The sequence below is a fragment of the Paenibacillus sp. G34 genome (genome assembly GCF_056856875.1).
The window spans coordinates 1,423,084-1,440,151 of the sequence record NZ_CM166469.1 but is presented as its reverse complement, the minus strand read 5'-3'; the positions used below and the strand labels follow the sequence as shown (position 1 = coordinate 1,440,151).

At 47.2% G+C, this 17,068-nt stretch carries 17 protein-coding genes; 10 read left to right on the top strand and 7 right to left on the bottom strand.

The features are described 5' to 3' along the window. Positions 1–51 precede the first annotated feature (51 nt). Positions 52–1,878, bottom strand: coding sequence for a proline--tRNA ligase (locus AC1VYS_RS06280; protein WP_482913489.1), 1,827 nt, complete (start codon positions 1,876–1,878; stop codon positions 52–54). A 552-nt stretch (positions 1,879–2,430) separates the two neighbouring features. On the opposite strand from AC1VYS_RS06280, the gene AC1VYS_RS06275 reads away from it, so the two are divergent. Further along, on the top strand, positions 2,431–3,105 hold the full coding sequence (locus AC1VYS_RS06275) for a 3'-5' exonuclease (protein WP_482913488.1): 675 nt from the start codon (positions 2,431–2,433) through the stop codon (positions 3,103–3,105). A 35-nt stretch (positions 3,106–3,140) separates the two neighbouring features. Here AC1VYS_RS06275 and AC1VYS_RS06270 read toward each other — a convergent pair whose 3' ends face one another. The 3 genes from AC1VYS_RS06270 to AC1VYS_RS06260 all read right to left on the bottom strand — a co-directional run bounded on the left by AC1VYS_RS06270 (position 3,141) and on the right by AC1VYS_RS06260 (position 5,348). Further along, on the bottom strand, positions 3,141–4,112 hold the full coding sequence (locus AC1VYS_RS06270) for a helix-turn-helix transcriptional regulator (RefSeq protein WP_482913487.1): 972 nt from the start codon (positions 4,110–4,112) through the stop codon (positions 3,141–3,143). Between the two features lie 165 nt (positions 4,113–4,277). Then, positions 4,278–4,973: a hypothetical protein gene (locus AC1VYS_RS06265; protein WP_482913486.1), complete on the bottom strand. Its 696-nt coding sequence runs from the start codon at positions 4,971–4,973 to the stop codon at positions 4,278–4,280. A gap of 207 nt (positions 4,974–5,180) precedes the next feature. Further along, entirely contained in the window at positions 5,181–5,348 is a 168-nt protein-coding gene (locus tag AC1VYS_RS06260) for a hypothetical protein (RefSeq protein ID WP_482913485.1), read from the bottom strand. 333 nt (positions 5,349–5,681) lie between these two features. Here AC1VYS_RS06260 and AC1VYS_RS06255 point away from each other — a divergent pair, with 333 nt between their 5' ends. From AC1VYS_RS06255 to queF, 6 genes are all read left to right on the top strand, one after another. Next, the gene (locus tag AC1VYS_RS06255) at positions 5,682–6,137 is read left to right on the top strand and encodes a hypothetical protein (RefSeq protein WP_482913484.1); all 456 of its coding nucleotides are present in this window, start codon (positions 5,682–5,684) and stop codon (positions 6,135–6,137) included. Positions 6,138–6,155: 18 nt separating this feature from the next. Beyond that, positions 6,156–6,860 (top strand): AIM24 family protein, encoded by a 705-nt coding sequence (locus tag AC1VYS_RS06250; RefSeq protein WP_482913483.1) that lies wholly within the window; start codon positions 6,156–6,158, stop codon positions 6,858–6,860. Positions 6,861–7,307: 447 nt separating this feature from the next. Then, positions 7,308–8,000, top strand: coding sequence for a 7-cyano-7-deazaguanine synthase QueC (gene queC / locus AC1VYS_RS06245; protein WP_482914928.1), 693 nt, complete (start codon positions 7,308–7,310; stop codon positions 7,998–8,000). Next, positions 7,997–8,488 carry a 6-carboxytetrahydropterin synthase QueD gene (gene queD / locus AC1VYS_RS06240; RefSeq protein ID WP_090918382.1) on the top strand — a complete coding sequence of 164 codons (492 nt, stop codon included), beginning with the start codon at positions 7,997–7,999 and terminating at the stop codon, positions 8,486–8,488. The genes queC and queD overlap by 4 nt, the downstream gene beginning before the upstream one ends. Beyond that, positions 8,481–9,218 carry a 7-carboxy-7-deazaguanine synthase QueE gene (gene queE / locus AC1VYS_RS06235; protein WP_482913482.1) on the top strand — a complete coding sequence of 246 codons (738 nt, stop codon included), beginning with the start codon at positions 8,481–8,483 and terminating at the stop codon, positions 9,216–9,218. Before queD ends, queE begins: the two co-directional genes overlap by 8 nt. Positions 9,219–9,415: 197 nt before the next feature. Next, on the top strand, positions 9,416–9,907 hold the full coding sequence (gene queF / locus AC1VYS_RS06230) for a preQ(1) synthase (RefSeq protein ID WP_110897191.1): 492 nt from the start codon (positions 9,416–9,418) through the stop codon (positions 9,905–9,907). A 324-nt stretch (positions 9,908–10,231) separates the two neighbouring features. Here queF and AC1VYS_RS06225 read toward each other — a convergent pair whose 3' ends face one another. Then, positions 10,232–10,348 carry a putative holin-like toxin gene (locus tag AC1VYS_RS06225; RefSeq protein WP_222125695.1) on the bottom strand — a complete coding sequence of 39 codons (117 nt, stop codon included), beginning with the start codon at positions 10,346–10,348 and terminating at the stop codon, positions 10,232–10,234. 347 nt (positions 10,349–10,695) lie between these two features. Between AC1VYS_RS06225 and AC1VYS_RS06220 the strand changes: the two genes are divergently transcribed. Together AC1VYS_RS06220 and AC1VYS_RS06215 are read left to right on the top strand one after the other, a co-directional pair. After that, on the top strand, positions 10,696–11,970 hold the full coding sequence (locus tag AC1VYS_RS06220) for an MFS transporter (RefSeq protein ID WP_482913481.1): 1,275 nt from the start codon (positions 10,696–10,698) through the stop codon (positions 11,968–11,970). Positions 11,971–12,059: 89 nt separating this feature from the next. Then, positions 12,060–12,269 carry a hypothetical protein gene (locus AC1VYS_RS06215; RefSeq protein WP_482913480.1) on the top strand — a complete coding sequence of 70 codons (210 nt, stop codon included), beginning with the start codon at positions 12,060–12,062 and terminating at the stop codon, positions 12,267–12,269. 171 nt (positions 12,270–12,440) lie between these two features. On the opposite strand, the gene AC1VYS_RS06210 is transcribed toward AC1VYS_RS06215, so the two are convergent. Next, entirely contained in the window at positions 12,441–13,289 is an 849-nt protein-coding gene (locus tag AC1VYS_RS06210) for an EcsC family protein (RefSeq protein WP_482913479.1), read from the bottom strand. A 353-nt stretch (positions 13,290–13,642) separates the two neighbouring features. Here AC1VYS_RS06210 and AC1VYS_RS06205 point away from each other — a divergent pair, with 353 nt between their 5' ends. Beyond that, positions 13,643–14,809, top strand: coding sequence for an IS110 family RNA-guided transposase (locus tag AC1VYS_RS06205; protein ID WP_482913478.1), 1,167 nt, complete (start codon positions 13,643–13,645; stop codon positions 14,807–14,809). Positions 14,810–15,522: 713 nt separating this feature from the next. Here AC1VYS_RS06205 and AC1VYS_RS06200 read toward each other — a convergent pair. Continuing rightward, positions 15,523–16,503 carry a glycoside hydrolase family 43 protein gene (locus AC1VYS_RS06200; RefSeq protein WP_482913477.1) on the bottom strand — a complete coding sequence of 327 codons (981 nt, stop codon included), beginning with the start codon at positions 16,501–16,503 and terminating at the stop codon, positions 15,523–15,525. Positions 16,504–17,068 lie beyond the last annotated feature (565 nt).

The window sequence follows — 17,068 nt, the reverse complement described above, 5'->3', positions numbered from 1 at the left end:
TATCTCTCATATCATAAAACCGATTATTATCCTTTTTAATCCAGATCAGGCTTAAACTCTCCGAATATGCTCTGTCACATAACCCACAGCTTCCTGAGCCTTCATACTGATCCGTTTCGTTTCACCTGAAACAGCAAGCATATGAGATCCAAGCTCCACTTGCGCTTCGGCAGCACCTCTGCCCACGACAATGTGTACAGGCAGTCCGATTAACTCGGCATCCTTGAATTTGACACCCGGGCGTTCATCCCGATCATCAACCAGCACTCGGAATCCGTGATCCAGTAGCTGTTGTTCCATCTCAAGAACAAGCTTCTGTTGATGCTCATCCTTCCAGCTTACCGGAATGAGATGTACATCGTAAGGTGCTACAGATACAGGCCACTGGATGCCATCCTCCGTGGCATACTGTTCAGCAATAGCTGCCATCAAACGGGATACCCCTATGCCGTAACATCCCATCACAGGCGCACACTGACGTCCATTACGATCCAGGAAAGCGGCTCCCATCGCATCACTGTACTTCGTACCCAATTTGAAAATGTGCCCCACTTCGATTCCTTTGGTAAATACAAGTGGTTCACCACAGGATACGCAGCGATCCCCTTCAGCCGCAAAGCGGATACACTCCACTTGATCCAGTGCAAAATCAATACCTGGACGCACGCTTGACAGATGCATATCCACCTCATTGGTTCCGGTTATTGCGTGTTTCATAGCGGCGACATCAGCGTCTATCACCATCCGCAGTCCAAGCCCTACAGGGCCAAGATAACCGACAGTAAGACTAGAATGTGCGGCGATAGTTGCATCGTCAGCCAAAATCAAGTCCTCTGCGCCCAGCACCTGTTTGAAGGCAATATCATTCAATTCATGATCACCACGGACAAGTGCCGCAACAAGCTGTCCATCCGCCAGATAGAGCAGTGTTTTGATCATATCCTCTGGCTTCTTACCCAGGAAAGAGCATAACTCTGCGATGGTACGAATGCCTGGTGTCTCCATACGTAACATCCCTGTGCCTTCATTTTCTTCATTTGATTCATTTGATTCATTTGCTTCATTTGCTTCATTTGCTTCATTTGCTTCATTTGCTTCATTTGCTTCATTTGCTTCTTTTACATCTTTTGCATCCTCAAGCACTTCAGAGTCGGCAGGTAAAAATGCAGCTTTCTCCAGGTTCGCAGCGTAACCACAATGTTTACATGTCACAATGGTATCTTCTCCTACATCAGCCAAAGCCATGAACTCATGTGTTTCCCCTTGTCCTCCAATCGTTCCCGCATCCGCCTCAACCCGAATGTACTCCAGACCACAACGTTCCAGAATGCGGCAATACGCTGTATTCATTGCCTGATAGGTTCGATCCAGTTCATTCCAATCCGCTGCAAAAGAATAAGCATCCTTCATGATGAATTCCCGTCCACGCAGTAATCCAAAACGTGGCCTGCGCTCATCCCGGAACTTGGTCCCGATCTGATATAACGTGAATGGCAGCTTACGGTACGAGTTAACCTCATCACGAGCTAATGCCGTGACCACTTCCTCATGGGTCGGACCAAGCGCAAATTCTCTCGCATGCCGATCCTTCAGACGCATTAGCTCTGGACCATACTGTGTATATCTCCCGGATTCCTCCCACAGTTCGGCTGGCTGCATGATTGGCAGTAGCACCTCCTGACAACCAGCACGGTCCATCTCTTCCCGAACAATTCGTTCAACGTTTAGAAGCACACGTCGCCCGAGTGGCAAGTAACTGTAAATCCCCGCGGCCAGTTGACGAATCATACCCGAGCGAAGTAGCCAGCGGTGCCCTGCTGCATCAGCCTCTGCTGGTGCTTCACGTAGTGTCGGAACAAACATTTCACTTAGGCGCATCTTCAATACACTCCTTATTTAATTAGATGTAAATGTCCTGAATACATAGGCTTTTAAACGCAAAAAGACACATTCGTCAAGGGACGAATGTGTCGTGGTACCACCCTTATTTAACTGCATACGGTTTCTTTCATGTCTCGCTCTCGCGTGCTGGTATACAGTCCTACGGGGCATAACGGACCCTTCCGGCGCAGGTTGCAGTCCTGAGTACAAGGACATTCTCTTGCGCAGCTAGCGAGGTAGGAATTGCGCAGCAGCAACAGGAATGTTACACCCATCCATTCCCTCTCTGTTGAAGCATGTTTGCGTAATCATGTCCTCGGTAAACGCTGTTCTTCATTTTTGATCACATTAGAACATTTAAACGCACTTGTCAATAAATACAATCAAAGAATTTGCCAATCAAAATAGTTATGATAAAAGCCTTCGGCGAATTTCACAACTAGGCTGACACAACTCCCTGTTCACTGTAGAATAGAGAAATAACATTTGAAGGATCGAACGTATGAATCCCTGAATGGAAATCTGTATTCTTCATAAAGGAGTTATCTTATGCCATATATTATATATGATCTTGAATTTACTGTAAGTCGCAATACACGTTACTCTTCAGAAATTATTGATATCGGTGCCGTCAAAGTGAGCGAGGACCCCGTTACAGGCCTTACGGTTACAGACACCTTTCATACGTATGTTCGTCCATCCAACAAATCCGTCCTGTCCACTGACACCGTTCAGTTTACTGGCATTACCCAGAAGGACATTGATGCAGCCCCTCTTTTCCCTTCAGCGCTAACTCATTTCATCAACTGGATGGGCAATGAACCTTATTATATGTGCTCATGGGGACCGGATGACCGAAACAAACTCATTTCCCATTGCCGGACACATCAGCTGGGTGTGGCCTGGATTACCAATCACAATGATTTACAACAGCAATGGTCCCGGGCCATGCACAAAGAAGGGAAGTTCCGACAGCTCGGGCTTGCTCAGGCTCTTGAACTATGTGGAATCGAATTTGACGGTACACAACACCGGGCTTTGGATGATGCTATTAATACAGCTAAAGTGTTTATGCACCAGTTCGACAAATTCAAACTGGAAAATAATTGCGCAGCGGATGATGAAGGCATTGCTTCCAAAGTGGTTTACTCCAGTGCTGAGGATGATGAGGAAAAGGAATCACCGTTTGGCAATCTTGCTAATCTCTTTAAATCCAAGGAGTAGATCGATATCCAAACGCCATACTCGCAGTCTGAAGTTCAATTTGGGCTGTACACTTTCCACCAGCGCTCCAAGTGTTCTTTCATCAGGGTACGACAATGTTCGGGTTCCAGAATCTCAGCCTCTGGTCCGTATCTGGATATCCACACAAAAAATCCCTCAGCGTCACTCACTGTAGTTTCAAACAATAGGGTACCTTCAGGCTCTACGGTCAAAACGGGGCGCACAAAGAAGCGTTCCTGCATCACGCGGTCCACAACAAGCGAAGAAAATCGGATCCTAACCGCAATCTCTTCCGCACTTCCTGTCTTGACCCAGGCAGTACGGAAATAAGACTGGATTAAATAATCATTTTTGCGGAAGGTACGTGGAATAATTCGTAATTCATGCAGCCGGTTGACCTGGAATGTTCTTATTCTCTCGGAGAGATGGCAATACGCTAACAGATCAAATTGATATTCCCTAGGAATCAGGCAATATGGATCAAAGCGAATCATCTCCATTTCTCCCTGAGACAGATACTTCCCCTCCATACTGTTTTGTGAAATTCCCGCTTGAAGCAACGTAAGGAGAGAATGACTTGGTTCATCTCCTTCACTATTTTGCCAATACGTAGCTCCCTCTTTAAACATTCCTCTGATCTGTTCAGTCCATTCCACTCGCTCGGTTCGGTTTTTTTGGCTTGAAGCTACTACTTTTTCATAGGCACTCTCGAAGGCAGGCTTTAGTAGCGGACGAATATCTTCCATAACGTCTGCAAGTTGCATAAAGGCTTGCGCTTCTTCGTCAGACCAATTAAGCGGATACATGGCAAAATGGCTGATAAACATGTACCCTCTTCCGTGTCCCATATTAGCGATCGGAATATGCATTGCGCTGAGGGCCTCCATGTCGCGGTATATCGTCCTTTCCGTTGTCTCGCACCGCTCCGCAAGCTCCCTAGCCAGAATACCTGGCTTGGCTTGTACCAGCGTGATAATGCGCATTAATCGGATTAGTCGGTCTGTCATTTTGCCAGGCCCTCCATGATGTTGTTTCAAATAGTATGATACAGCTCCATCCTTGACTGATATAGTATGGATATATACATTCGACTTGTTGTTAATCTTCACCTTCAAAACATATGTAAACTCGTGCTCTCTGTACGGTATTCACTTGACTACCTTCTCATTGATCTAACCATGTTCTTTGACATTCTGGCGATTGGCAGTAAACGTGATACCGTAATGATAACGAAGCTTCTCAACAATCTCGGCTTCTGTTAAATAATCCAGATCCTGTTTGCGTGCAGCTTCGATTAGCAGTGCATCGGCATGACGGCGCAGCATGTCGCTGCCTTCCTGGGTACGGCCTCGTTCATAAGCCCGTAGAGCCTGTTTGAGTAGTGGTACGGTTTCGTTCAATTTAATCGTTTTCTCTACTTTCGGGTCTTCTGGCTGCCTTAGCATGCCGAGATGACTTGTATACTGAATGTAGAGCTGTTCCCTGCGAAGAAGCATACGCTGACTTTGCTTTAACTTGCGGGTGCTCCAATAAGCAGAACATATAGCTGCTTTTCCTGAGAGATGAGGCCCTACGGCGAATTCCAGCAGGATCTGTTTGCTTTCTCCCTTAAGTACATCACCAAGTCGGAGTACAAAGCCAATATCCGTCTCTTTGGATCTGCACCCATAGATGCCTTTAAGCTGAACACCATATTCCGGTTTGAGCAATAGCTCTAAATCTCTCGACATAATTTTGGGTGCTATTTTCCTAAGTCTTTTGGCAGGGGCTCCGTAACGCCATTCTACCATCATATATACGGGATCGGCCCCCCCTGTCGGTATGGCCTCTTTATTCCACGAATAGGATACTTCAAAGACTGAGTTCACTGGTAGTCTCTCCCCCGATTTATGTGTATTATCTTCTAAGTTAGCAGGGTGAATGGACACTATATTGTCACGGAACATATGTTCTCATTACTTTTTTCCATTATATTAGTTTTATTCCCCTTATTCCGCCTAGAAGCGACAATAAACGACGAAAAAGCCTGGCTACTAGCCAAGCTTTTCACACCCTTCTCTATGACAAGTCCTAACTTAAACGGTCTGGTGATTACACTCCATTTTGTGCATGTATTGTGCACTGTCCGTCTCAGCAACAGGCGCATAAGTTACACTGTCAATAATCAGTTTGCGTCCGACTGGCTCACCATTTAAGGTAATCATAATCGTTTTCGTTGATGTGCTCTGGTTTGATGCGTACATGTTATTCTACTCCTTTAGTATTTACGATCTTCTTTCAATCGAAATATATTAATTTTAAGCATTATATTTCATATTTGTGAACATGATTAACCCGGAACGGAAGTAAATCATTCTGTTTGTTCTGCCCGGGGTACTGCTATCCTTGTATTACCCGCTGATTTTTAAAATTAAACATTTGTTTTTTTTCAATCTTTGTTAGCCATCTCGGGTAATAAAACGTAATCCTCTTGAACCCAACACTTGGTTTTTGACGTATAATGTAAGAGCCGTAATTCAACAATTGACGACGAATTTGGCGATGAATCGATCCTACCGAAGAAAGAGGTGTTACTCATGCCAAAATCCATTCAGGGTTATTTCATTCGGGTGTTTGTCACCACATGTATTCTGTTTACTGTCACACTAGCTTCTACTGCAAATGCAGCGAGTGCCAATATATTCTCGGATATTTATAGCGGCTGGGAGCGCGTGTCGGAATTACCTGGCGAAGTGAACGCACTGCAAGAGAGTTACAAGCAGACGCTAGAGCAATTAAACCAAACCTCCGCCCAACTTGGACAAGCCCAGGCGAATGTCGAAGCATTTAAGGCACAAAATGATCAACTCCTGGCTCAGAACCAGAAGCTAACCGAAATGGTCAGCAAACTGCAAAATGATCAGGATGCCAGAACAGCCACCACGCAGCGAATTCAAACGATGGTGATTACTGTCGTTGCTCTCATATTGGGTTACTTCCTTCTGATTCGCGTGATGCGCTGGGGAATGCGCCGCCGATCCAGCCGACTATAAAAGAACAGGAGCCACTGCATGCACATACATCTGAACCATGCTGAAGCTGGTGGAGCCGGACAGGTAGTCACATTTTCACTGATCCAGGATGACCGCCTTCATATTCTGCATCCGCAGCAAATCGTTGCTTTTCGCGGCTCCAGCAGTAGCAGACAAGATAAATTCATGAATATCTCGGGTATGTATCGCAAAAAAAAGCTGATTAAATCGGAGATTACCGGCCCATGCCAATTCGTGGCCGCCCTTCCTCCCGGTTTTACGATGAAAGAAGTACAACTTACAGAACACAGTGATTTGCTTTATGATTTTCGCCATTTGTTCTTCTATTCTGACGGTGTCACAATGCAGACCAAAATTCAGAAAATCAAAAATATGCTGATTACCCGGGATGCGGTGAAGGTGAAGTTTGCGGGCAATGGAACCATTGGATTACTCACGCAGGGCCAGGTATGCCAGCAAGAATTGCACCCCACCGCCCCAATCTATGTAGATGCCGGAAGCATAATCGCCTATCCTGAGAATGCTCATCTGGAATTAACCGTATATGGAAACAACCTGGCCAGTCAGCATATGAACTATCATTGGAAAATGACAGGACAAGGCTCGGTGCTTTTTCAAGCCGGACGAGAAAATTACAGGCTTCAGCAAGACATGAATGACGATGGGCTATTCAAACGCATTTTAAAGGAAGTTATTCCATTCGGTAATATCATTATTAAGTAACTTCGATTAAGAACATCATTATCAAGTAACTTTGATGAAGCAATTTTGGAATCTATTAAAAATAGGCGTTCGGCTGATGATATGGTATACTGTACCCGGACAATTAAAGAAGAAAATCCATGCCTATGGCATGGGAGAGGTTCGCGAACTCCCTCTACAAGACTTGACCCATGAAGGGTCACTACAGTCTTGCGTACAGATTTCCGTGATTACCTGTAGCTTATCCATACTCTAGGCTTAAGTTGTAAAAGGATATGGGCTGACGTAATAAGGTTGTCACGATGTGCGTAAAAAACTAAGGACACTTGCTTATAGCTGCTTTTTTTGATGCGGTTGTTAAGAAGGTGTGTTTTTTGATGGATGCCAGTTCATGAACTTCTCTGTTCTTCCGACATTCTTTGCTACTATGCAAGGGTGATCTCAAGAAGATGGAGAGGTTTTTTTATGTTGAACAAAGAAAAAGCGGTCGTTGTATTCAGCGGCGGCCAAGACAGCACAACGTGTCTGTTCTGGGCCAAAAAACAATTTGCCGAAGTTGAAGTGGTAACGTTTGATTACGGGCAGCGCCACAAGTTGGAGATTGAATGTGCGGCAGCGATTGCCAAGGATTTGGGCGTGCAGCAAACGGTTCTGGATATGAGCTTGCTGAACCAGCTCGCACCGAATGCGCTCACTCGAGATGATGTAGAAATCACCCACGAAGAAGGGGAGCTACCTAGCACATTTGTGGATGGACGGAACTTGCTCTTCCTCAGCTTCGCAGCCATTTTGGCAAAACAAAAAGGCGCTCGCCACTTGGTCACAGGTGTATGCGAGACAGACTTTAGCGGGTATCCCGATTGCCGGGATTCGTTTGTAAAGTCAATGAATGTAACGCTCAATCTGTCGATGGACTACCCATTTGTTATTCATACGCCGTTGATGTGGATGGACAAAGCAGCAACGTGGAAAATGGCCGATGAGCTGGGCGCTTTCGATTATGTGCGTGAACGTACCCTGACTTGTTATAACGGCGTCATCGGTGACGGGTGTGGTGAATGCCCTGCTTGTAAGCTGCGTAAAGCCGGCTTGGATCGTTATGTTCAGGAGCGTACAGTTGCTCATACAAGCACTCCCTCCACTGGAGTGGACACGCGATGAGAGAGCCTGGAACATTTCGAATCGTTGAACGGTTGCAGCGGATTGACCAGGATATCCTGCCCACGCAGTTAAGATATCATCGCAAACGCGTGCTGGTCAGCAAAGAATTTACGTTTGATGCGGCGCATCATCTGCACTGTTATGAAGGCAAGTGCAAAAACTTGCACGGACATACGTATAAAGTGGTTTTTGGCATCAGCGGTTATCCGGGTGAAACCGGGCTGACGGTTGATTTTGGACATATCAAGGACATCTGGAAAAGCCGGATTGAAGGTTATCTGGATCATCAATATCTGAATGAAACTCTTCCTCTCATGAATACGACGGCTGAAAACATGGTCGTTTGGCTGTTCGAGCAGATGGAACATGCTCTGCAGACGGAGCCTTATGCCGGACTTACAGACGGTGCACGCACGGAATTTGTGCGTCTTTTCGAGACCCCGACCAGTTATGCTGAAGCAAGACGGGAGTGGATGATCGATGAGTAAGGATGCACGTATACCTGTCATGGAGGTTTTTGGTCCGACGGTTCAAGGCGAAGGCATGGTTATCGGGCAAAAAACGATGTTTGTGCGCACCGCGGGCTGCGATTATCGCTGCTCCTGGTGCGACTCGGCCTTTACCTGGGACGGCAGCGGCAAGGACCAGATTCGCATGTTGACGCCGGAGGCGGTATGGGATGAATTGCGCCGCCTGGGCGACACGCGTTTCTCCCATGTAACCCTCTCCGGCGGTAACCCCGCCCTGCTGGCTTCGCTGGGCGGGCTGGTTGCCCTGCTGCGGGAGAACGGCGTCCGCACCGCGGTGGAGACGCAGGGCTCGCGCTGGCAGTCCTGGCTGGCGGACATTGACGAAGTCACCGTCTCGCCCAAGCCACCCAGCTCAGGCATGGACACCGACTGGGCTGTTCTGGACGATGTGATCAGCCGCTTGGCTGCTGGCCCGGCGGATCGAGACCATAGTCTGAAAATCGTGATCTTCGATCAGACAGACCTGGACTATGCCCGCCGTGTGCATGCACGGTATCCGGGCACGGCTTTATTTTTACAAACGGGGAACCCGGATGTTTCTTCGGCGGATACGCCGGATCTGGCGGCTTCGTTGCTGGAGCGTTACGAGTGGCTGATTGATCAGGTGAGTGCCTCGGACGATCTGAACAACGTGCGCGTGCTTCCGCAGCTTCATACGCTGGTATGGGGAAATAAACGCGGGGTTTAACCCTTTCCTGTTTCCAAACACAACCGTAACCGTCTAAATTGGAAATTGATTCGGTGCGTTTTGAATGGACGTTATGGGTGGAACGGGCGGCATGATGTATGTTTGTTTTAAATACAGGCTGTTGCACCTGTCACTATATATGCAAAATGATTACGAGGCCTACGGCTTCGACTGAATAAGAGGAGTGTTTATACACGATGAGACAACCTGACGAAATGCAAGATGTGACATTGCTGGGCAACCAGAATGTGAAATATACGTTTGAGTATGATCCGGGTATTCTGGAGAGCTTTGATAACAAGCATCCGTACCGTGATTATTTTGTGAAATTCAACTGCCCGGAGTTCACTAGTCTGTGCCCGATTACGGGTCAACCTGACTTTGCAACGATCTACATCAGCTATATTCCAGATATCAAAATGGTTGAGAGCAAATCACTAAAACTATACCTGTTCAGCTTCCGCAACCATGGTGATTTCCACGAGGACTGTGTGAACATCATCATGAACGACCTGATCAAACTGATGGACCCACGCTTCATTGAAGTTTGGGGCAAATTCACCCCGCGCGGCGGCATCTCTATCGATCCGTACACCAACTACGGCAAACCGGGAACGAAATACGAGCAAATGGCTGAACACCGCATGATGAACCATGATATGAACCCGGAGACAATTGATAATCGCTGATCCAAAATTATAGGATAGATAAAATTGGGACTCTCCCAAACTTGAAGTGGCCCCATTTTCTCACAATTGAAATCATAGAAATGATAGACCTTACCTGTTCTACCCAAATTTCCATTCAGAACAAACTGACAACGGTATGTAAATGGTCAAAAGCCAGATTGGAAATGTGGAGTTTTGGGAAATGTTGTGATAAACTGTAGACAATAAGGATAATATAAAAAAGAGTAAGGATGCGTCAACATCCTCACTCTTTTACAACAGCCGCTTTCAAGGGCGTGGCTGTAACCGGTAACTGAAATAGACCATTACCTTAGTCGGGGCGGTCTATTTCTTTTTGTTTTGATTATTCAATGCAATGACGATCGTTACGACCAGTCCAATCAAGGTTACTGTAAATCCCGCAAAACTGATCATCAGCGTCAGTACATCTTTTATCTCCACAGGCATCACCTCCTCACACAGGAGATTAGCCGACCGCCCATTTCAAGCCATTCTGTTGTTAAAACATATTATACCATATAATCCAACTCATAGTTATCCACTTAAACAAGCCTGAAAGATTGTTTCCTTACAATATTTGATATATAAAATGTGATAATCTGTATATCCAGATTGTTATCTGATTGTACTTTTATAGTTTACACAATTATATTGATTCCGCTACCATTTCCCTCCTGTTCCCCTTGTCGCTTCTTGCAATCTATCCTATTATGTAACAATATGCTTAATTGCATAGAATCTAACATAGGCGCTGATCCCTCGTGACCGCGACCAAAGGAGAACTGAACATGTCTACACAAACCACATTAGCCAAGGACGCCGCTGCGCGTTCAAAAGCCCCACCCGGATTGGATGCCCAAGGCACCGTATACCGGATACTCATTGCCATCAGTCTGGTGCATCTGTTCAACGATTCCATTCAGTCTGTCATTCCGGCAATATTTCCTATCTTAAAAGACTCCATGCATCTAACGTACACTCAGATCGGCTGGATCGCTTTTGCGATCAACTTTACCGCATCGATTATGCAGCCTGTTGTCGGCTGGTTTGCTGATAAAAAACCTACTCCGTCGATCCTGCCCATAGGCATGGGTTTCACGTTCACGGGCATGTTGTTGCTCGCTTTTGCCGACAGTTATATGATGGTGCTCATCTCTGTTATTTTTGTCGGGCTCGGCTCTGCTGCTTTTCATCCCGAAGGCTCCAGGGTATCTCATATGGCTGCAGGTCAGCGCCGGGGACTGGCTCAATCTATTTTTCAGGTAGGTGGTAATGCTGGACAATCCCTTGCACCGCTGCTGACACGCTGGATTTTCATTCCGTTTGGGCTGTTTGGTGCCATCGGTTTTACCGGCATTGCCGCGATGGGCATTGCTGTACAGCTCTACGTCGCACGTTGGTATGGTCAGATGTTGCAATCCGGCGCATATCTGCGTAAACAAGCGGCGGCTCGTCGTGCTCCCAATCCAGCGTTACGTCAAAAAATTGCTGCCGCAATTACGATTCTGATTCTGCTCGTATTTGTTCGTTCCTGGTACGTGGCTTCCATCGGCAGCTTTTACGCCTTTAACTTGAAAGATACGTTCGGTCTGTCCACGGAAGACGCGCAAATCTATATTTTCCTCTTCCTTGCTGCCGGTGCACTAGGTACGTTCTTTGGTGGCCCGCTCGCAGACCGATTCGGCAAACGTAACATGATCTTTCTCTCCATGGCCGGGGCCGCACCGCTGGCGTTGCTGTTACCTTATGCCAACTTGTTCTGGACGGGTGTGCTTCTGACGATTATTGGCTTTATCATGTTATCCAGCTTCTCGGTTACTGTGGTATACGCTCAGATGCTTATTCCAGGCAAAATCGGAACCGTTTCCGGTCTGATTACAGGTCTTGCCTTTGGTATGGGAGGTCTTGGCGCACTCGTGCTCGGCAACTGGATCGATGTCTTCGGTGTATCACCCGTCATGCAGATATGCAGCTTCCTTCCGCTGATCGGTATCTTTACGTTCCTGCTACCATCTGACAAGTTGCTTCATCGCTGGGCACAAGAAAACGGGAGCGAGGAGTAAGTTCGTTAACTGTTCATATTAATGTAGTTGGAGTTATTCTCAGTCAGAGGTGTTGTTAAACTCTTTCAGTTTAATCGGAGGTCCTTCTTATGGCGAGTGGTATCATACTTATCTTTTCACAAATTAGTTTCATCGTAGGCGTATTTCTAGCCACATATGGTGTCAGTAAAGGTTTTAAAGAGAACGCTCCTTTTAATTGGAAAGCTTTAATAAATGGCAGCTCGATCGGCGGACTTTTCCTCATCGCTGTTAGTCTCTACTGGATTTACGCTTTGACTGGCAGATTTCAACTAGGCTAAAGTAGCAGGAAATATATCGTTCCCACGACATACGAGTACGATTCTTCAAAATGTCGGACCGTCATTTATAACTAATCATTTATAAAAAGAGCTCCTGTCCATGTCTGAGTGATCCAGATTGGCAGGAGCTTTTTATAACAGTAAATCCGTGTCTATTAGCGAAAGAGAGATTTATTTCAAACGTTGCAGAATCAGCCGTTTTTTGTACAGCATTTTGCCTGCCTCAGCGACGTCCTGAATTGTATTTTTGTTGCTGACCGAACCAAAGATCATGCCCGCAACAGGTATCAACTGGAATAACTTTTTCCAGCCAAAAGACTCACTATATGAGTTGAACACTTCACGCCAGCCTTGCATTTGCGATATTACCTCGATCTGCTTGTCCGGGTTATCGTAGTCCGCCAGCTCATCAATGATCGCTTTTTTGCCTACAATATCGGCAGAAGAGAACTGCAGACATTTCACGATAAAGACGCGCTCCAGCGGGTCATCGGGATCATAACCGTAACACAGCGCCATCTCCTGCAGCACTTTTAGGGAAAGTCCCATAACGAGCGGAATGTCAGCTGCGATCGTAACAATTCCGCCAAATCCAGTCGCGGCTCCTTGTGCCGCAGCGAATTTGCTTCGACTTTCGGTGATGCTGTCCGCCACACGGTCCAGCACCTCAAGTGGTATTTTTTGCACACTATGAATTTGGGCCGTATTCTCTGTATCCCCATCCTGCTCTAATCGGTAGATGTAATCCGTTGTAATAGGGTAACCCGAGCGCTCGGCTTCATCTCGCAGAAGCTTGGCTACTTTTTTCTTCTGAACAAGAGACTGGCCACCCGTTTGCAAATACTGGCCCACTTCGTTCAGGGCGTCGCCAATCTTCTTTTTGATCGCTTTCGGCATCACTTTATCCAGCATGGCAAATGGCAAACGCCCAATCTTGTCCCATATGAACAGATCCTTCTGTTCCTTTTCCCATTTTAAAATATGCTCCAATTCCCCATCTAATCTCTCACGTGATTCCATATGTAATCCTCCTAACAAGTTGTAGTCATATCTCCACATATTGAACATGACGTTTTTCAGCCTTAGCATAAACGCCTCATAACGAGCAACCGAAATATGTTGAAAACAGTTTAAAATGAAGGTTTTGTGTTTTGTGTTTTGGGTTTTGGGTTTTGGGTTTTGGGTTTTGGGTTTTGGGTTTTAGGTTTAAGGTTTTAGGTTTAAGGTTTTAGCGGTTCGCCCACACTCTGTTTAATCTAGCTATGATGAACGTAAACAAGGATAGCCCCCACATATTGCTGAGCATCGTAGGTTAAAATGGAAAGTGTCAAAACCACCATTTCAGAGCTACACAGCAAAGGAGAGCTATCACTATGCAGTCTACCACAAAATTCATCGGTTTAGATGTGTCCAAAGAAAAAATTTCAGTTGCCATCGCAGACGAAGGGCAAACCAAGCCACGGTATTACGGGGCCATTGCGCATTCGCCTGCCGCTTTACGTAAACTCATTAAAGAGCTTGGGCCTGCAAATCAATTGTCCTTCTGCTATGAGGCCGGTCCGACAGGATACGAAACGCACCGCTGGATTGAATCTATGGGTGCACATTGTGTGGTCATCGCTCCTTCCCTCATCCCCAAACGTGCAGGGGATCGGGTGAAAACCGACCGCCGAGACGCAGAACAACTCGCACGTTTGTTCCGTGCTGGCGAACTCACGCCGATTTACGTGCCTGCCCCGGAGGATGAGGCGCTGCGCGAATTAGTTCGTGCACGCGAAACGGCGAGAGAAGATGTCCACCGCGCTCGTCAGCGTGTGCTCAAGTTTTTACTCCGCCATCAGATTCATCCGCCAGAGCATATCAAACGTCGTTGGACGAAGAGATATCGGACGTGGCTGGGAACAGTCACTTTTCCACACATCTCGATGCAAACGGCATTTACCGAGTACCTTCATACCTTGAATGAGATCGAGCAGCGGATCGGTCGGTTGGAAAAAGCGTTAATGGAAGAAGCGGCTACCCATCCCAAAGCAGAAATGATTCGGATTTTACAGTCTCTTCGCGGCATTGGCTTTCTGACGGCCATTTCATTGGTTTCGGAAATCGGTTCGTTTGCGCGGTTTTCTTCCCCGGCGAAGCTCATGGCCTACTTGGGCCTCGTTCCCCGTGAGCATTCGTCTGGAGCCAGTACTAAACGGGGATCTCTGACCAAAGCAGGGAATGGACGCCTGCGTCGAACGCTGATTGAATCGTCCTGGAGTTACCGTTACCGACCTGCGGTGAAAGGGGACCTCGCCTGCCGTCTGGAAGGCCTGCCCGCCGATGTGCAGGACATTTCATGGAGAGCACAGGTCAGGTTACACAACAAATTTCGGCGTTTGATTTCTAAAAAACACAAGCAACCTAATGTGGGCGATTGCCGCCGTAGCACGAGAATTGACCGGTTTTATCTGGGCGGTTGCGCGAACCGTGGAGCAGCCGAACACAAAGTAAGTTGTTTTTCATGGGTGCGAGACGCTCGTCGCAAGGGGAAAGGGTAAAACCCGGAGCTTTAAGCCCGGGGGTTCATGGAAAGGTTCGGGAGAGAATCCACGAAGATCGTTTGCACCAGGCCCGTTAGCGGCTGGACGTGCGTTTCTAGCTTGTAGAAGCTCTCCTTGACGAAGGCATAACATGTGGTAACCAACCCACGGATAGCAGCGTGCCAACCGTCGCTCGCATATGGACCCCCGCGCTTAGAGCTTAGGGCAAAATCGCAGCATTTTTGTGTGGAGCTTGACTAAAACGTTCATAGCAACGATCACAGATGAGCTTATTTGACCAATATCGGGCTTGCTCCAATTCTAACGATCACCACAAACCTTATTTCGCTGAAAACGCATGATAATTGCCCTTTTTCACATCAAATCCCACAAATAAGCTCTCCTGTGATCGTTAGAATTTCAATCAGTCGAAAAACGGCTAAATAGCGTCTCCTGTGATCGTTAGAAATCTGCACACCACGTCCAAGCCTTTTAAACAAAAAGTAATAAGCAATTCCGTTTATATTTTGTTAATTCATTTTTTTCGATGTAATGGTATACGCTTCTGCCTCTCTTCGGTTGCTTTCACGATCTAAACTTTCTTAATCCAGACTTCGAACTCCCACTGTTTAGATAACCTTTTCCTGAATCATTCATATCAAAAAGAGCCCTTTGTCAGCAAGATCTGCTAACCAAAGACTCTCATCTCTTATTCTATATCCAAAATGAAACTACTTCACCTCTGCCACGGACTGGCCATCGGGGACAGGAATACCAAAGTTCGGCGTTCCATCTTCATTCCATTGAATGACCTGAGCGCGTGCGTGACGGTTCGGATCGTAGAGCGGATCTCCCTCAATCTCTTTGTAGTTGCGCGCATGATAGATCAGAATATCGGTTTTGCCATCTGGCGAAACGGTAAAACTATTATGTCCCGGACCATATTGACCGTTCGCTTCACAAGTCTGGAATACCGGCTTGGGTGACTTCACCCAACTCGCCGGATCAAGCAAATCGGCATCTTCATCCGCCGTAAGCAATCCCATGCAATAATGATGATCAGTTGCACTGGCAGAGTAACTGATAAATAGACGACCATTCCGATGCAGCACAGCTGCACCTTCATTAACTTTATACCCGATGATCTCCCAATCGTATTCAGGTGTCGTAATCATGACCTGTTCCCCGCGGAGTGTCCACGGATTTTCCATCTCGCAAATATAAAGGTTCGAATTGCCGTCAATACTCGGGTCTTTCTGTGCCCAGACCAGATAACGAATGCTTTTGTGTTCAAAGGTCGTGGCATCCAGCGCGAAGCTCTCCCATTTGGTTCGAATCTGACCTTTCTCCTCCCACTTTCCTTCAAGCGGGTTAGCGGAATCGTTCTCCAGCACGTACATGCGATGATCGAACAAACCGTCGTTGGTTTCACTGGTATGCGCTGCCGCGAAATATATGTACCATTTTCCATCGATAAAATGAATTTCGGGTGCCCAGATATTAGCACTCATGGGCCCTGTCTCGCGCTTTGTCCAAGCGGTCACTGCTTCAGCTTCTCTTAAAGCCTCCAGCGTCTCCGCGCGCCGGATTTCAATCCGGTCAAAGGCTGGTACGGAAGCAGAAAAATAATAGTACCCGTCTGTATGACGGTATACCCAGGGATCAGCGCGCTGCTCCAGCATGGGATTGGTAAATGTAATGGAATTGGTCATGGGAATGAACCCCTTTCATATGTGTGTTTATGGCTTGAATCTATGATGTGCTCAGTGTGCTTACAAAAATATGGAGAGCAGGGCTGGAGGGGCACAGCAGTCGTTCGCGGGCGGCAGGGCCTTGGTGCTCTACTTGACCTCCGATTTCTTCCATTCACCGCTCCCGGTGGTGGAAATCGGATGGCAAACTCGCACACGCGGCTCCTTCCTCCCTCTCACTGCTGGTGCCCTCTGCACTGTCGCTCGCGACGTTTTCGCTCGCTGGCACACATCGGGCTTCGAGCCTTTAGGCTGGCTCGATAGCTTGTGGCGTTGACCGCTTTGCAGGGTCAACTTTCCCCGTGACAGTGCTCAAGCACAGCGGACGTTCACGGGTGGTAGGGCCTTGGTGCTCTCCTTGCACTCCGATTTCTTCCATTCAACGCTCCCGGCGGTGGAAATCGGATAGCAAACTCGCACGCGCGGCTCCTTCCTCCCTCTCACTGCTGGTGCCCATGCCGCTTCAGGCACAGCGGGCGTTCACGGGCGTTAGGACCTTGGTGCTCTACTTGACCTCCGATTTCTT

What these genes read in the sequence shown, in the direction of transcription:
- AC1VYS_RS06270 (WP_482913487.1), bottom strand. Translation starts at nt 4,112, where the DNA reads ATGACAGACCGACTAATCCGATTAATGCGCATTATCACGCTGGTACAA.
- AC1VYS_RS06220 (WP_482913481.1), top strand. Translation starts at nt 10,696, where the DNA reads ATGTCTACACAAACCACATTAGCCAAGGACGCCGCTGCGCGTTCAAAA.
- AC1VYS_RS06260 (WP_482913485.1), bottom strand. Translation starts at nt 5,348, where the DNA reads ATGTACGCATCAAACCAGAGCACATCAACGAAAACGATTATGATTACC.
- AC1VYS_RS06210 (WP_482913479.1), bottom strand. Translation starts at nt 13,289, where the DNA reads ATGGAATCACGTGAGAGATTAGATGGGGAATTGGAGCATATTTTAAAA.
- AC1VYS_RS06215 (WP_482913480.1), top strand. Translation starts at nt 12,060, where the DNA reads ATGGCGAGTGGTATCATACTTATCTTTTCACAAATTAGTTTCATCGTA.
- AC1VYS_RS06250 (WP_482913483.1), top strand. Translation starts at nt 6,156, where the DNA reads ATGCACATACATCTGAACCATGCTGAAGCTGGTGGAGCCGGACAGGTA.
- AC1VYS_RS06205 (WP_482913478.1), top strand. Translation starts at nt 13,643, where the DNA reads ATGCAGTCTACCACAAAATTCATCGGTTTAGATGTGTCCAAAGAAAAA.
- AC1VYS_RS06280 (WP_482913489.1), bottom strand. Translation starts at nt 1,878, where the DNA reads ATGCGCCTAAGTGAAATGTTTGTTCCGACACTACGTGAAGCACCAGCA.
- AC1VYS_RS06200 (WP_482913477.1), bottom strand. Translation starts at nt 16,503, where the DNA reads ATGACCAATTCCATTACATTTACCAATCCCATGCTGGAGCAGCGCGCT.
- queF (WP_110897191.1), top strand. Translation starts at nt 9,416, where the DNA reads ATGAGACAACCTGACGAAATGCAAGATGTGACATTGCTGGGCAACCAG.
- AC1VYS_RS06275 (WP_482913488.1), top strand. Translation starts at nt 2,431, where the DNA reads ATGCCATATATTATATATGATCTTGAATTTACTGTAAGTCGCAATACA.
- queE (WP_482913482.1), top strand. Translation starts at nt 8,481, where the DNA reads ATGAGTAAGGATGCACGTATACCTGTCATGGAGGTTTTTGGTCCGACG.
- AC1VYS_RS06255 (WP_482913484.1), top strand. Translation starts at nt 5,682, where the DNA reads ATGCCAAAATCCATTCAGGGTTATTTCATTCGGGTGTTTGTCACCACA.
- queD (WP_090918382.1), top strand. Translation starts at nt 7,997, where the DNA reads ATGAGAGAGCCTGGAACATTTCGAATCGTTGAACGGTTGCAGCGGATT.